Here is a 15,263-nt window from a genome sequence, read left to right on the forward strand (position 1 = left end):
TGGCACCGTCCATCGTTGGCGACGGCAGCGGTCCGCATCGTCGGCGGATTCGCATCAATCTGACACCAAGTGAATCCCTCGGCCCTTGGCGCATCATGGCACTCGATTACCAAGCGACGCGTAGCGATCTCGTTTTCGTTTGCGCTCCGCAAACGACAGTAATGCGAGAGGCATGAAAGCGTTCGCCGCGGCACCTGCTCGGGGGGTATCGCGCCGCCCATCAAGACTGTAATTCCGGCATCCTTGGCGTAAGCAGCGTGTCGCCGATTAACGGCGCAAGGTGGCACTTGAGCCGTCTCGTACCCTTGAGCTGCCCTTTACTACATTCTGCAAGTCAGAGCAATTTCAGAAGTGCACAGCTGTTGTTCGACCGGAATTTCGTCAGACGCGAAGGCAGAGCGGATCAGAAATTCCATGAGTGAAACTTGCGGCGATCCCTACCGCGCTCCGTATTGTATTTTATGCAAACATCCATTGTGTACTTAGAGTATACAATTTTATTGACTCCTTGAGCGGGCTATGCGAGCTTTTCTCATCGGCAGGGCTCGATGGGTTCAATCCCCTGCGGAATTTCAAGGAGGAAGGTCGCGATGAAGGGTGGGAAGAACAGTCTTTACGACGATCTAAAGCGTCAGATTCTGACGATGGAGCTCGATCCCGATCAGGATTTGGACGAAGCCACGCTCAGCGAACAATACGGGCTCTCGCGTACGCCCGTCCGGGAAATCTTCCGCCGTCTTGAAGGCGAAGGCTATATCGACATCCGGGCAAACCGCGGCGCGCGCGTCAGCCCGATGAACCATCAGACGCTCAGGCACTTCTTCCTGGTGGCGCCGATGATTTATGCCGCGATCGGGCGACTGGCGGTCCAAAACTTCAAGCCGAAACAGCTCGTGGATCTGAAGGAAACGCAGGACCGGTTTCGCTCGGCTAGCGGCTCGGGCGACGCTCTCGCGATGGTGCTGGAGAACAATCGCTTCCACGAAATCATCGGCGAAATGTCGTTCAACGCCTACCTGCAGCCGAGCCTGGGTCGCCTGCTGATCGACCACGCGCGGATCGGCCATACCTTCTTCCGACCGAAGAACGACGACATGCGCGAACGGCTTCAGCTTGCCGTGGAGCACCATGACGGCTTCATCGAGGCAATCGCGCAGCACGATGAGGACACCGTCGTGGACCTGGTGTTCGAGCATTGGGAATTGTCGCGCGAGAACATGGAAATGTTCATCGCTCCACAGGGAATGAAAGCGGACGCACTCGTCGAAGTGCCCGTCGCATCGATGGAGAAATCGTCTTGAATTTCGAAGGCATCTACACCCCGGCGATCACGCCGTATGGGCCGGACGGCCAGATGGACAAGGCCGCGTTTACCGCAGTCCTGGAGAGCCTCATCGAGGCCAAGGTCCACGGCATCATCATCGGTGGCTCGACAGGCGAGTATTACGCCCAGACCACCCAGGAGCGCTTCGAGCTTGCCGCCTATGCCAAGCAGGTCGTCGGCACTCGGCTGCCGCTCATCGTCGGAACCGGCGCAACCCGCACGGAAGACTCCGTCGAATACGCAAAGGCGGCAAACGAGATCGGCGCGGATGCGATCCTGGTGTCGTCGCCACCCTATGCCCTGCCGACGGAGAAGGAAAACGCAATTCATGCGCTGAGCGTCGACCGCGCCGCAAACCTGCCGATCATGCTCTACAACTACCCCGCCCGCATGGGCGTCATGATGGGCGAGGACTATTTTTCCCGCGTCGGCAAGTCCAGAAACGTCAGGGCGATCAAGGAAAGCTCCGGCGACATGGGCAACCTGCATCGGCTCGCACGGAAGTTTCCGCACATTTCGCTGTCTTGCGGCTGGGACGATCAGGCGCTCGAATTCTTCGCCTGGGGAGCAAAGAGCTGGGTCTGCGCCGGCTCCAACTTTCTGCCGCGTGAACATGTCGCTCTTTATGAAGCCTGCGTGCTCGAGAAGAATTTCGACAAGGGCCGGGCAATCATGACAGCCATGCTGCCGCTGATGGATTTCCTCGAATGCGGCAAGTTCGTCCAGTCGATCAAGCATGGCTGCGAAATCATCGGCCTCAGGGCCGGTTCGGTGCGCGCACCGCTGCGCGGATTGAGCTTTGAAGAAAAACGAACCCTCCAAACTGTTGTCGCCACCTTGAAGCGCACGGTCGCCCAGATCACCTCGGGAGCCAATCATGCATGAACCCTTGACCGCAGCAGAATACAAGGCGATCGCCGCCGGCCTTCAGTTCCCGACGAATGCCTTCATCGACGGCACCTTCCGTCCGGCCAATTCCGGCAAGACGTTCAAGACCACGAACCCGGCTACCGGCGAACTTCTGGCCGAGATCGCCGCCTGTGATGCCGGCGATGTCGACTACGCCGTGCTCAAGGCAAGGGAGGCCTTCGACGATGGCCGCTGGTGCCAGCTATCGCCCGGCGAGCGCAAGGCGACGCTCATCAAGTTCGCCAAACTGCTCGAAGAAAACCGTCATGAGCTGGCGGTGATGGAAAGCCTCGACAGCGGCAAGCCAGTTCGCGAGTGCCAGACCGTCGACGTGCCCGACACCATCCACACCCTTCGCTGGCATGCCGAGGCGATCGACAAGCTTTATGACAACACCAATCCGGTCGGCCCGAATGCGCTGGCGATGGTGGTGCGCGAGCCGATCGGCGTCGTCGGCTGCGTGCTGCCGTGGAACTTCCCGCTGCTGATGCTCGCCTGGAAAATCGGCCCGGCGCTTGCGTCCGGATGCTCCGTCATCGTCAAGCCAGCCCAGGAGACGACGCTGACCACGCTGCGCGTGGCGGAGCTTGCCCATGAAGCCGGCGTCCCCGCCGGCGTCTTCAATGTCGTCACCGGCGGCGGCAAGGACGTCGGAGAACCGATCGGCCTGCATATGGATGTCGACATGGTGGCCTTCACCGGCTCGACGCCGACCGGCCGTCGCTTCCTGCACTATTCCGCCGATTCTAACCTGAAGAAGGTCGTGCTCGAATGCGGTGGCAAGAACCCGGCCGTGGTGCTTGACGATGCCGAAGATCTGGACCTCGTCGCCGAGCAGGTGGTCAATGGCGCCTTCTGGAACATGGGTGAAAACTGCTCGGCCTCCTCGCGCCTGATCGTTCATGCCAAGGTCAAGGACGAGCTGCTAAAGCGCATCGGTGCCTATATGCGCGAGTGGAAGACCGGTGATCCGCTCGATCCGGAAAACCGCGTCGGTGCGCTGGTCAGCAAGAACCACTATGAGAAGGTCACGTCCTTCCTCGACGATGTCAAAAGCGAGAAGCTGACGATCGCCCATGGCGGCGAAACGCATGGCGGCATCTTCGTCGAGCCGACGGTTGTCGACGGTGTCACATCCTCCAGCCGGCTGTTTAGGGAAGAAATCTTCGGGCCGATCCTGTCGGTGACGACGTTCAACACGCTTGCCGAGGCCGTCGCTCTTGCCAACGATACCAATTATGGCCTGACGGCGTCGGTCTATACCGGCAGCCTGAAGAATGCGATCCGGCTGTCGCGCGATATCCGGGCCGGTCTCGTCACGGTCAACTGCTTCGGCGAAGGCGACGCGACCACACCCTTCGGCGGCTACAAGGAGTCGGGCTTCGGCGGACGCGACAAGTCGATCTTCGCACACGACAACTATTGCGAACTGAAGACCATCTGGATCGATATCTCCGATCGCTCGGTGGACGAGACGATCCGATGACCACGACGTCCGTCAAACGTCTGCCAGCAGAAAACGGCGTCTCGGGCTGGGAGGCGATCAGCAGACGTTCGTTCCCGGTCCGAAGCCTGGAAGGCAACGTGAGCGCGGACTGGCTGATCATTGGTGCGGGATTTGCCGGGCTCTCGGCCGCTCGTCGCCTGCTGCAGCTTCGCCCCGACGACAAGATCGTGGTGGTCGACGCGAGCGACGTGGGCAAAGGGACGTCGGGCCGCAATTCCGGCTTTATGATCGATGTTCCGCATAACCTGTCGACGAGCGAATATTCGAGCGGCGGCTTGGATGCCACCCGCCTGGAAATGGCCCAGAATCGGGCTGCGATCGCCTTTGCCAAAGGAGCCGCGGACGAATACGCCATGTCGTCTCAGACTTTCGACCCGGCGGGCAAGATCAATGCTGCGGCAACTGCGCGCGGAATGAAGCTGAACGTCAGCTTTGGCCAGTCCTTGAGGAGCGCGGACGAAAAGCATGCGTTTCTCGACGCCACGCAAATGCGCGAGATCACCGGCTCCGATTATTACCTTGGCGGTCTCTTCACGCCGGGCGCAGTCCTGATCCAGCCGGCCGACTATGTGCGCGAATTGGCGGCAGGACTGTCGCGCAAAATCGATATCTTCGAACGTTCGCCGGTGACCTCGTTGACGCGCGAATACGGGACATGGACGGCCGTTTCGAGCCGCGGCATGGTCACCGCCACCCGCGTTATTCTCGGCGTCAATGGCCACATCAGCGATTTCGGCCATTTCGGCGGCCGCCTGATGCATATCTTTGCCTACGCCTCGATGACGGCTCCGTTCCCGGCGGCGGACGTTGGCGGGGAAACCTCGGGCCGCGACAGATGGGCATTGCTTCCCGCCGATGCCATGGGCGCAACGGTGCGAAAGATCACTTCGGGCGGACAGTCACGCATCGTCATTCGCACGAAATATACCTACGAGACGACGATCACGGTGTCGGATCACCGCATGGCCAAGATGGCCAGGGAGCATAGAAACTCCCTCGATGCACGTTTCCCCGGGCTCAAGGACGTACCCTTTGAATACAGCTGGGCCGGGCGTCTTTGCCTGAGCCGCAATCATGTGCCGGCGTTCGGCGAGATCGAAGAAGGACTTTATTCGGCGTGCTGCGAAAACGGGCTCGGCACGGTCAAAAGCACGCTTGCCGGCATGATGGCGGCTGAACTGGCGACGGGAACAACGTCCCGGCATCTCGAACAATACATGGATCACGCGGCGCCATCTAGGCTGCCACCCGAGCCCTTTGCCTGGCTCGGCATCAATTCAGTGATCCGCTTGCAGGAATTGCGCGCAGGCCGCGAAGGATGATCCGTCGCCGCGCAATATGGAGACTGAGCCAAGCGCAGGTCTTCAACAAAAACGGGAACGAAAACTAGGAGTTAAAAAAATGAAGACTTTGTGGAAGGCGCTCTGCGCAGCCGCGATGGTCGGAATGACCGTATTTTCCGCGCATGCGGAAGAGAAGAGCATCACCGTCGGAACGATGTCCTGGGAGGACCTGACGCCGATCACCGGGATTACCAAAAAAGTGCTTGAGGATGCCGGCTACACGGTCAAGGTCGTGCCGTTCTCCGAATGGGGCATTGCCTATGCCGCGCTCAGCAAGGGCGATATCCAGATCCTCGCATCCCAGACCGACTATGTCGCGCAGGACTATTGGGACAAGAACAAGAAGCGCCTCGAGAAGATCTCGCCCGTCTCGCACGGTCTGTTCCAGGGCGTCGCCGTACCGAAATACGTGCCGATCGACTCCATGGACCAGTTGAACGCAAATGCCGACAAGTTTGGCGGCAAGATCGTCGGCATCGAACCGGGTTCGGGCCTAATGCGCGATACTGCCAATGCAGTCAAAGGCTACGACCTGAAACTGCAGCTCGTCGAAGGCAGCACCGCGGCCATGACTGCGGCTCTGAAGTCGGCCGTCGACCGCAAGGAATGGGTCGCCGTCACCATCTGGGAACCGTCCTGGATGATGCAGAAGTACGACGTGAAATTCCTGAAGGACCCCAAGGGCATCTTCCCGCCGCCGCAGAGCTATTACTGGATCGGCAAGAAAGGCTTCTCCGCCGATTATCCGCATGCTCGTGAAGTCCTCGCCAGCGTCTATGTGCCGCTTGCCGATATCACCGCGATCAACAGCGCCGTGAACGATGGCAAGACGATGGACGATGCCATCAAGGACTGGACCACGAGCCACGCCGATCTCCTGAAGCGGTGGGAGAATATCAAGGGCGAATGATGCCGACGGCGGGTCGCCATCAGGGCGGCCCGCATCCCTCAACGAAGACGAAAAGGCCGGCAATGGACCGGCCACGCGGGGAATACAATGAACACTGTCATGGATAGCGCCAGTGAAGTCCTGGTCGATTGCCAGAATGTTTGGAAGATATTCGGCGCGCGCGCGACCGCGGCCGTGAAGGCCGTCTCCGAGCACGGCCTCTCCAAGAAACAGGTGCTTCAGGAATTCAATTGTGTCGTCGGTGTCGCCGATGCCCACCTGCAGGTCCGTCGCGGCGAGATCTTCTGTATCATGGGGCTTTCGGGAAGCGGCAAGTCCACCCTGGTCCGTCTCCTCAATCGCCTTATCGAACCGAGCCTTGGCAGCATCACGATCAAAGGCAAGGAGATTGCCAGGCTTAACGCCGCTGAACTGCGCGACATGCGCGCGCGCAACATCGGCATGGTCTTCCAGAGCGTGGCGCTGCTTCCCAATCGCACGGTTCTCGAGAATGCAGCATTCGGCCTGGAAGTCCGCGGCGTGCGAAAGGACGAACGCAACGAGACGGCACGGGCGGCGCTCGACAAGGTCGGACTTTCCGATTGGACGGCGCGATATCCCGCCGAATTGTCGGGCGGCATGCAGCAGCGCGTCGGTCTCGCCCGCGCTTTGGCCGCCGATCCCGAGATCATTTTGATGGACGAGCCGTTCAGCGCGCTCGATCCCCTCATTCGCCGCCAGTTGCAGGATGAATTCCGGCAGTTGACGAAATCGCTCGGCAAATCCGCTGTCTTCATCACGCATGACCTCGAAGAAGCCATCCGCATCGGTGACCGGATCGCCATCATGAAGGATGGCGTCATCGTCCAGGTCGGAACCGCAGAAGAGATCGTGACCAAGCCCGCCGACGATTATGTCGCCGACTTCGTGGCGGGCATATCCAGGATTCATCTCGTCAAGGCCCATTCGGTCATGCAGTCGATCGCGGAATATAAGAGCCTGCAGCCACAGCACGACGTGAACGCGCTGCTCAAAACCACGCCGGAAGCCGATATCGGCGAGCTCATCGATCTCACGATGAAATCGGAGCGTGATGCCTTGGCCGTGGTCGATAATGGTTCCATCGTCGGCGTAGTCACGACCCGGGGGCTGCTTCGCGGCGTCGCCGGATCCCCAGCGCAACCAGATATCACAGCCTGAGAGGATGCACGCAAATGGACATCTCGGTCATTGCGGATACATTCGATGCCTGGACCGACGACGCGCTAGGCTGGATCAGCGATAATGGCGACTGGCTGTTCGACCCAATAAGGACGATGCTGGAGGGAACCTACAATGGTGTTCTCTGGCTCCTTCAACTCCCGCCCTTCTATGTCATTGCGATCATCGTGGCGCTGCTCGGCTGGCGGCTGATCAATGTCGCATCCGGTGTTCTTGCCGGCTTGGCTCTCTTTTTCTGCGCGGTCATGGGTCTTTGGAACGAAACCATGAGCACCCTCGCCCTTGTGACCACCGCCACGCTCTTCGCCCTGCTGATCGGAATTCCCATGGGTATCGTCGCCGGATTTTTGCAGTGGTTCGACAGGTTCCTCGAGCCGATCCTTGATCTCATCCAGACGCTGCCGCCCTATATCTACCTTCTTCCCGCCATTGCGCTTCTCGGCTTTGGTCCTGCCACCGCACTGGTTGCGACATTCATCGTCGCGATGCCCCCCGCCATCCGCTTGACGTCGCTGGGCATCCGCATGACGCCGGCCGCCTTCATCGAACTGGGTCAGGCGAGCGGTCTGACACCATGGCAGATGTTTACGAAAATCCGGCTGCCATTCGCCATTCCAAGCGTCATGGCGGGCATTAACCAGAGCCTGATGATGGCCTTCGGCATGGTGGTGATCGCCGGCATCGTCGGCTCCGGCGGCCTCGGCCAGACCATCTACGGCGCGGTGCGCACGCTCGACATGGCGACATCGATCAACGCCGCGATCGCGATCGTCATCCTGACCATGGTGCTCGACAGATTGACGCAGAGCGCGGCCCACCGCGCCAAGGTAGGTGCAAGATGAACCTCGACCTCTTTCGGTTCTCGCCGGGCGTCTATTTTGCCCCTGCGGTCGACTGGCTGAACACCAACTTCCATCCGGTCTTCGAAGCCGTCACCAGGCTGATCGAGGCCGTGCTCGGCAGCTTGGAATCTGCCCTGCTTTACCCGCCTGCCTATGTGCTCATCGTCGCAGCCGTTCTTCTCGCCGCCTTCGTCATCAACATCAGGGCTGCCGTGGTGACGGCCATCGCTCTCACCTTCTGCCTTCTGGCGGGCCTTTGGTCTGCCTCCATGCAGACCCTCGCCCTGGTCATAGTGGCGGTCGCCATTTCGGTCCTGGTTGCCTTTCCCCTTGGCATCCTTGCTTCGCGGCGCAAGGGCTTCGAGATCGCCATAAGGCCGCTGCTCGATATCATGCAAACGGTGCCGCCATGGGTTTATCTGATCCCGGCGGTCATGATCTTCAGCCTCGGCCGTGTGCCGGCAATCATCGCCACCATCATCTACGGCGTGCCGCCGATGCTGCGTCTGACGACGCTGGCATTCAATCAGGTGCCGCGGGATCTTCTCGAACTCGGCCAAGCCACAGGCGCGCCGCCGCGTTCGATCCTTTTCAAGATCGAGATCCCGTCGGCAATGCCGACCCTGCTTGTCGGCCTCAACCAGTGCATTCTTCTTTCGCTGGCCATGGTCGTGCTTGCCGGGCTTGTCGGGGCCGGCGGCTTGGGTGCCGAAGTCACCCGTGGTCTGACCCGAATGGAAATGGGCCTTGGCCTGCGCGCCGGGCTCGCCATCGTTGCCATCGCCATCCTGCTCGACAGCCTTTCGAAGGCTGCGCTGCAGAGCCACGCGCGCTCACCGGCCAAGAGCACCTAAGCGGAAAGTCTTCGAATGCGTCACAGCTTCTTTTGCATCGACTCCCACACGTGCGGCAATCCGGTCCGTCTCGTCGCCGGCGGCGGCCCTTTGCTTCCACATCGTCCGATTGTCGAGCGGCGCGAGATTTTCATCCGCGAACATGACTGGATCCGGCAAGCCTTGATGTTCGAGCCGCGCGGGCACGACATCATGTCCGGCGCCATCATCTATCCAGCCTATCGCGACGACTGCGACTTTGCCGTCATCTTCATCGAAGTCAGCGGATGTCTGCCCATGTGCGGAGCGGGTACCATCGGCCTGGTGACGGCGGCGATCGAGGAAGGCCTCGTCAGGCCGCATGTTCCCGGCAGGCTTGCAATCGAGACGCCGGCCGGCAGGGTGGATGTCGAGTATGACAAGCCGGGCGAATACGTCGAAGCCGTGCGCATGTTCAATGTCGCGAGCTATCTGCATGCGGCGGATGTCGACGTGGAGGTGCCGGGTCTCGGCGCCCTGACGATCGACGTCTCTTATGGCGGCAATTATTACGCCGTCGTCGAACCGCAGCAGAATTGGTCCGGCCTGGAGGGCATGTCGGCCGATGCGATTGTCGAGGCAAGCAGGAAACTGCGGGATGCGCTCGGACCTGTCTGCAATCCCGTTCATCCGGAGAACGAACGCATCCATGGGGTCCACCATGTCCTGTGGTGCGACGCCTCGACGAGCGCGAATGCCGATGGCCGAGGTGCGGTGTTCTACGGCGACAAGGCGATAGACCGTTCCCCCGGCGGCACCGGAACGTCGGCGCGCCTGGCGCAGCTCTACGGCAAAGGGCGCCTTGGGATTGGCGGGGTCTTTCGCCAGGAGAGCCTGATCGGCACCATATTCGAGGGACGCATCGAGGCCGAGGCCGACATCGGGCAGTTCAGGGGCATCAAGCCGAGTGTTAGGGGATGGGCGCGCATCATCGGTCACAACACGATCTTCGTCGACGATCGTGATCCCCTGGCGTATGGTTTTCAGATCAAGTAAAGGGGCTTGGTCAGGCGAGGCGATCGATGAAATCCGGCAAGCATGAAGTGAAGCATGTCCCATTGAAGGTCGGATTTGTTCTCGCGCGATCGTTTACCCTATCGGCCTTCGCGCTGTTTATCGACACGCTGAGACTGGCAAGCGACGAGGCCGACAAGTCCGGCCGGGTGCTGGCCGACTGGCAGGTCTTGGGCAGTACCCGGCATCTCATCACCTCCAGCTGTGGTGTTCAGGTCGCGCCGACATCGGACTTTATCGAGCCCCGCGAATTTGACTATATCGTCGTCGTCGGTGGACTTTTGAACACCGACATCACGATCGACAACCAGACCGCCGACTACCTGAAGAAGGCGGCGGCTCAAAAAATCCCGTTGATCGGCGTTTGCACCGGCACTTTCATTCTGGCGCGCGTAGGCCTAATGAAAACGCACCAGACCTGCGTCAGCTGGCTGCACTATCAGGCCTATCGGGAGCAGTTTCCCGATAATCCGGTTCGTTCCGACCGCCTGTTCAATCTCGATCGCAGCCGCGGATCGTGCGCCGGCGGAAGCAGCGCGGCCGATATGGCCGCCTTTCTCGTCAGACGGCATATCAGCAGGGACGCAGAGCGAAACGCTCTGGAAGTGCTGCAAATCGAGCGGGCGCGATCCGGGCTGGATATCCAGCCGCGCAAGCCGCTTGCTATAGAATGCCGGGACCCGCGTCTGAAGGCCGTGCTCATCACCATGGAAAGCCATATCGAAGACGTCGTGCCGACAGAGGATCTTGCCGCGTCCGTCGGCCTGTCTCGGCGACAACTCGAACGCCTGTTCATGGAGGAAATGAAGACGTCTCCAGGGGCCGTCTACACGCGCATTCGCATGGAACGCGCCAAGCAGCTGGTTCTCCAGACACAGGCGCCGCTCATCGAAATTGCACTTGAAGTGGGCTTTGACAGCGCATCGCACTTTGCCAGGCTCTTCCGAAGGCTATTTGGACAATCACCGACGGAGCTACGCCGCGCGCAGGCGTAAAATGCTTATGACGGTCCGGTGACGGCATCTGCTGAAGATGGAGAATCAATATGTCCGTGCGCATCAAGCGAATTTATGAGCCTGCAGACAAGCAGGACGGCAAACGTATCCTCGTCGACCGATTATGGCCTCGCGGTCTCAGCAAGGACGACGCCCATATCGACGTCTGGCTAAAGGATGTCGCGCCAAGCACCGACCTGCGGCGCTGGTTCGGTCACGATCCGAAGAAATGGGACGAGTTTCGTCGTCGCTACGGGGATGAGCTCAAAACGAATGCCAAGGTGGTGGACGAGCTTCGAGAGCAGATCGGGCAATCGACTGCGACGCTTCTTTACGGCGCGAAGGACAGCGAGCACAATCATGCCATCGTGCTCAGGGATTTCATCACCAGGCAATAAGCCACAGGCAGCGTTCGTCCGTGGCAACTTGATCCCGTGAAACGTCTAGAAGCTCTCAACAACCGCTAGGATCGTATCAAAGGTGCAGACGGCCGCGCACTGACGCGAAGAATTGTCATCTCCTCGCGCTGAACCTTGCTTTCATCATCCAGAACAGCGCGCCATACTCGATTGCCCAATCGCAAGGACAGGCGCCTCGTGCCTTCATGATCCGCCGTGCCCACCTCCACACAAGAGGTGACCGAGCCGCGCTGCATGTAGCGGCGGAACTCACTGAGCGATAGCCCGAAGCGTTCGGCAATCTCAAAGGAATCGACGACAAAGTCGCCATTTTGCGCACGCTCGACGAACATATCCCTGCCCTTTCTTCCTTCGGATCCGCAATTATCCTTCAGAATAGAGAATGATTTATCATTGTCATTCTTAAAATGAAAATTATGGCCCTCTCGCCCGAAACCATCTTGCCCAGTCAGGCGACCACCGATGCCGGCGCATCCTTGGTCGGCAGAAGCCGCGCCATGGCACTCAAAAGATCCGTCTGCGATATCAGGCCAAGGACGCGCCAGTTGGCATCGACGACGATGACGGCATGCGTGCGTCCGTCCGTCAGAACGGGCAGAAGCGACAAGGCGGGATCGGCGGCATCGGCCACAGCCGGTTTCGATACGGAGCCTATGATGGTATTTGAACTTTCCGAAAGTTCGCGCAGGCCGACCGTGCCGATCAGACGGCCTTCCCGGTCCTTCACCGGCAAGGTGCGGATATTGTGCTTCAGGAGAAGATGCCGTGCATGATCCGGCTTGGCATCCTCGCCAATGGCGATGACATCGCGCGACATAATATCGGCGCAACTTATGTCCCCATGCGATCGCACCGCCGCCTGCAATTCGACCTGCCGCAGGAGACGGCTGAGGTCGGCCCGATCAATATCGAAGGTCTCGTCGAGCACGCCCAAGGCGGCGTCGACATCCTCCTCGCGAAAGCCGACCCGCAAGGGCGGCGGCTGATCGCGTGTCTGATGGACATTCTCGGCCGGCTTTGCGACGACATGCGGATAGTTGCGCCTGGAGAGTTTGTGAAACACCAGCCCGAGGCCAACAAGGATGCACGAGTTCAAGCAGACCGGCACGAAAGGAAACAGGAAGCCCCAGCCTGCGACCACCGGTCCGCCGAGAACGGCGGTCAAGGCAGCCGCACCGCCCGGCGGATGCAGGCATCGCGTAAACGACATCGCCCCGATCGCAAGCGAGACGCCGACGCCGATCGCAATGATCGGATCGCGGATGAAATAGGCGGCAATGATACCCATCATCGCCGAAATGGTGTTGCCGCCAATGATCGACCACGGCTGGGCAAGCGGGCTTGCCGGAACCGCGAAAAGCAGCACCGCCGATGCGCCCATCGGGGCGACGATGAGCGGAAGATGCGGCCCTTGCCCGAAAAAGTAGCCGCTGATGCCCCCTGTCAGGCCAATGCCGATCAAGGCGCCAAGACAGGCGATCAGTCGCTCGCGTAAGGTCGCTCCGGCGAGGATCGGCGAAAACAGACGGAACCGGCTGGAGCCCGCCTTGTGGGATTGTGGATGCTGCATGAGGAAACCAGTTTTTCGGAAGCGCGTTTCGTCGATGGGCGACGGGAAGTGGTTAGTTCGGCATCAGCCGCGGACCCTTGCCCCTGGTGGCGCCGAGGACTTCATGAAACGCATTGAAGGCGCTCGGGCGATCACTTTTGCGGGAGATCAGGATCGTGTCGACCGCGGCAAGTTGGTGTGTCGCCGACGTCATCGGCCAGTGCATGAGATCAAGGACCGATTTCGGCATGACACCGGCAGCATTGCCGGTCGCCACGCTTGCCAAGATGGCATGATAGGAGCCGAGTTCTGTCGTTGGCAAAAGGCTCGACTTACGCGCCCAGCTCTCCGCAATCCGCCGATAGGTGCATCCCGGCTCCAAGGCTGCTATCGATCCGACCCGCAGGTCGGCCGCCGATCGGATCGAGGGATGACCGGATGGCAACAGCAGCAATAGATCCTCGACAAAGACCGGTTCGGCCTCGAGTTGTCTGAGTTCAGCCTCAAAACCCGCATCGTCATCCAGCATCGCTTTTGGCGGCCTGGCGATCAGCGCGCAGTCGAGAACGTCGCTCAGAACATCTCGAGCAAGGTCACGCGAGGCGCCAAGGGTCAGTTGGAGCGATACATCCGGCCACATGTGATTGAATTGGCTGAGTGCCGCGGGCAACCGGCTTGCCGCCGTGCTTTCCATTGTTCCAACCCGCAACGTACCCGATGGAGGCACAGGCCTGACCGCCTGGCGTGCTTCAAGCGCAAGTGCCGAAAGTCGATTGGCATAGATCTGGAACGTCTCGCCCTCCTTCGTCAGCGTCATCTTCTTGCCGTCGCGGCTGAACAGCAGGACGCCCAGGTCTTCCTCCAGCTGCTGGATGCGTGTCGTCACGTTCGATGGCACGCGGCCGACAGCTTTCGCAGCCTTGGTCACGCTGCGATCACCGGCGACGGCCAAGAATATCTCGATCGATGAAAGGTCCAATGAACAGATCTCGATTCAGGAATTAAGCTGCCCTATCATTCCCTATATAAAAATCATTCTCGCAGCTCAAGCATGTTTCGATATCGAGCGGTAGGACGGAGTGTTAAAGAGCGGATGGCAAAATCAGATCGACATCAATCGGACGAAGAACCCCGCGAATACGCATCCCCCGCCTGCATGCTGCACGAAGTCGACCCGGCCTATAGCGGCATCCCATCAAGCGAGAACCAGGCCTTGGACATCTTCGCGTGGCGAAAGATGCAGCGGCAAAGGCTGATCGACGAGCGAAAGGCCCTGCCATTCGCAGAACGCGAGGAATATACGCGCTCGATTGCGAGCCATCTCAATCAGGTCGTCGCCGATATCGCCGATAAACATATCAGCCTGTTTTGGCCGTTCCTCGGAGAGCCGGATCTCAGAGGATGGATGGCGGCTGCAACGGCTCGTGGCGCGGTGTGTCTGTTGCCCGTCGTCGTCGCCAAGGCGAAACCCTTGATATTCCGCTCATGGAAAATGGGGGAGAGGCTTGAACGCGGAGTATGGAACATTCCGGTTCCGGCCGAAGGCAAGAAAGCCGTTCCGGATATTGTCATAGCACCGCTGGTCGGCTTCGATCCACATTGCTTCCGTCTTGGCTATGGAGGCGGATTTTTCGACAGAACCCTCGCCGCCCTCGATCGCAAGCCGCTGATCATCGGCGTCGGCTTCGAATTGCAACGGATCGAGACCATCCATCCGCTTCGTCACGACATTGCGATGGATGTGATCATCACGCAAAACGGATCATACTATCGATGATCTCTCTGCCGTCGATCCTACAAGTGTGCTGAACAGAACAGCAGATCGCCGCCCAAACGGGCAATCGTTCATGCCGGCATGACGTTTAGCCGGCCGGATCGCCGTCTGCATTCATTGGCACATGAATTGCGTCTCCATGATCGACCCACTGGAAGACGATCATCATGCTGCCTATTCTTCTACCGCTGCTTTTGAGCATTTCCCTCGGCTTGAGCTGGAACAGGTTCCTGCTCACATTTTCGAGCCGCGGCGACGGTCTGCAAAAGCAGATGCCGGTCACGATGGTCGCAGCCGCCGTCAGCCTGTCCGCCCTTGCACTGTCTGTCGCCGACAAGGGGCTCCTGCTGGGAGGCGCGATCATCCTGCTCGGCCTGGCACTTGCTGCCATCAGCAAGTGCCTCTCCCACCCAGTCGCCATTGTGGCGCTTTCCGCCATCAGCCTTGCAGCCTATCTGCAGTTTACGATACACGCGCTCTAGGAAGTGTGGACAGTTATCTGATCCATAGGACGATTGCTGCGATAGTGACGACTGCGAGGTAGTTTTCGGCGGTTTTTTCGAAGCGCGTAGCGACCCTGCGGAACTGCTTGAGTCTGGAGAAGC

At 59.8% G+C, this 15,263-nt stretch carries 16 protein-coding genes and 1 pseudogene; 13 read left to right on the forward strand and 4 right to left on the reverse strand.

All coding sequences use genetic code 11. From position 1 onward, the window contains the following. The first annotated feature begins 590 nt into the window (after positions 1-590). The 11 genes from HGP12_RS29500 (at position 591) to HGP12_RS29550 (ending at position 11,314) form a co-directional block, all read left to right on the forward strand. On the forward strand, positions 591-1,301 hold the full coding sequence (locus HGP12_RS29500) for a GntR family transcriptional regulator (protein ID WP_168844237.1): 711 nt from the start codon (positions 591-593) through the stop codon (positions 1,299-1,301). Next, positions 1,298-2,209 carry a dihydrodipicolinate synthase family protein gene (locus HGP12_RS29505; RefSeq protein WP_168844236.1) on the forward strand — a complete coding sequence of 304 codons (912 nt, stop codon included), beginning with the start codon at positions 1,298-1,300 and terminating at the stop codon, positions 2,207-2,209. The genes HGP12_RS29500 and HGP12_RS29505 overlap by 4 nt, the downstream gene beginning before the upstream one ends. Beyond that, positions 2,202-3,719: an aldehyde dehydrogenase gene (locus HGP12_RS29510; protein ID WP_168844235.1), complete on the forward strand. Its 1,518-nt coding sequence runs from the start codon at positions 2,202-2,204 to the stop codon at positions 3,717-3,719. The genes HGP12_RS29505 and HGP12_RS29510 overlap by 8 nt, the downstream gene beginning before the upstream one ends. Beyond that, the gene (locus HGP12_RS29515; protein WP_168844234.1) at positions 3,716-5,062 is read left to right on the forward strand and encodes an NAD(P)/FAD-dependent oxidoreductase; all 1,347 of its coding nucleotides are present in this window, start codon (positions 3,716-3,718) and stop codon (positions 5,060-5,062) included. The genes HGP12_RS29510 and HGP12_RS29515 overlap by 4 nt, the downstream gene beginning before the upstream one ends. A 79-nt stretch (positions 5,063-5,141) precedes the next feature. After that, a complete protein-coding gene (locus HGP12_RS29520; protein ID WP_168844233.1) occupies positions 5,142-5,993 on the forward strand; it encodes a glycine betaine ABC transporter substrate-binding protein in 852 nt (283 codons plus the stop codon). Positions 5,994-6,080: 87 nt separating this feature from the next. Continuing rightward, complete coding sequence (locus HGP12_RS29525; RefSeq protein WP_168844232.1) at positions 6,081-7,172, forward strand: glycine betaine/L-proline ABC transporter ATP-binding protein; 1,092 nt, start codon at positions 6,081-6,083, stop codon at positions 7,170-7,172. A gap of 14 nt (positions 7,173-7,186) precedes the next feature. Next, a complete protein-coding gene (locus tag HGP12_RS29530; RefSeq protein ID WP_168844231.1) occupies positions 7,187-8,035 on the forward strand; it encodes an ABC transporter permease in 849 nt (282 codons plus the stop codon). Then, complete coding sequence (locus HGP12_RS29535; protein WP_168880002.1) at positions 8,032-8,889, forward strand: proline/glycine betaine ABC transporter permease; 858 nt, start codon at positions 8,032-8,034, stop codon at positions 8,887-8,889. The genes HGP12_RS29530 and HGP12_RS29535 overlap by 4 nt, the downstream gene beginning before the upstream one ends. 15 nt (positions 8,890-8,904) lie before the next feature. After that, positions 8,905-9,903 (forward strand): 4-hydroxyproline epimerase, encoded by a 999-nt coding sequence (locus HGP12_RS29540; RefSeq protein ID WP_168844229.1) that lies wholly within the window; start codon positions 8,905-8,907, stop codon positions 9,901-9,903. A 26-nt stretch (positions 9,904-9,929) separates the two neighbouring features. Continuing rightward, positions 9,930-10,916 carry a GlxA family transcriptional regulator gene (locus HGP12_RS29545; RefSeq protein WP_168844228.1) on the forward strand — a complete coding sequence of 329 codons (987 nt, stop codon included), beginning with the start codon at positions 9,930-9,932 and terminating at the stop codon, positions 10,914-10,916. 50 nt (positions 10,917-10,966) lie between these two features. After that, a complete protein-coding gene (locus HGP12_RS29550; RefSeq protein WP_168844227.1) occupies positions 10,967-11,314 on the forward strand; it encodes a DUF488 domain-containing protein in 348 nt (115 codons plus the stop codon). 65 nt (positions 11,315-11,379) lie between these two features. On the opposite strand, the gene HGP12_RS29555 is transcribed toward HGP12_RS29550, so the two are convergent. The 3 genes from HGP12_RS29555 to HGP12_RS29565 form a co-directional block, all read right to left on the reverse strand. Beyond that, the gene (locus HGP12_RS29555) at positions 11,380-11,667 is read right to left on the reverse strand and encodes a DUF6522 family protein (RefSeq protein WP_168844226.1); all 288 of its coding nucleotides are present in this window, start codon (positions 11,665-11,667) and stop codon (positions 11,380-11,382) included. A gap of 116 nt (positions 11,668-11,783) precedes the next feature. After that, positions 11,784-12,905, reverse strand: coding sequence for an HPP family protein (locus HGP12_RS29560; protein ID WP_168844225.1), 1,122 nt, complete (start codon positions 12,903-12,905; stop codon positions 11,784-11,786). Positions 12,906-12,957: 52 nt separating this feature from the next. Next, positions 12,958-13,863, reverse strand: coding sequence for a LysR family transcriptional regulator (locus tag HGP12_RS29565; RefSeq protein WP_168844224.1), 906 nt, complete (start codon positions 13,861-13,863; stop codon positions 12,958-12,960). 114 nt (positions 13,864-13,977) lie between these two features. Here HGP12_RS29565 and HGP12_RS29570 point away from each other — a divergent pair, with 114 nt between their 5' ends. Together HGP12_RS29570 and HGP12_RS29575 are read left to right on the forward strand one after the other, a co-directional pair. Continuing rightward, the gene (locus HGP12_RS29570) at positions 13,978-14,661 is read left to right on the forward strand and encodes a 5-formyltetrahydrofolate cyclo-ligase (protein WP_168844223.1); all 684 of its coding nucleotides are present in this window, start codon (positions 13,978-13,980) and stop codon (positions 14,659-14,661) included. 164 nt (positions 14,662-14,825) lie between these two features. After that, a complete protein-coding gene (locus HGP12_RS29575; protein WP_168844222.1) occupies positions 14,826-15,140 on the forward strand; it encodes a hypothetical protein in 315 nt (104 codons plus the stop codon). Positions 15,141-15,153: 13 nt separating this feature from the next. Here HGP12_RS29575 and HGP12_RS29580 read toward each other — a convergent pair. Next, positions 15,154-15,263, reverse strand: a pseudogene (locus HGP12_RS29580) (IS5/IS1182 family transposase); the annotation flags it as partial.

Origin of the sequence: Rhizobium sp. P28RR-XV (assembly GCF_012641385.1) — a bacterium.
GTDB lineage: Bacteria > Pseudomonadota > Alphaproteobacteria > Rhizobiales > Rhizobiaceae > Rhizobium.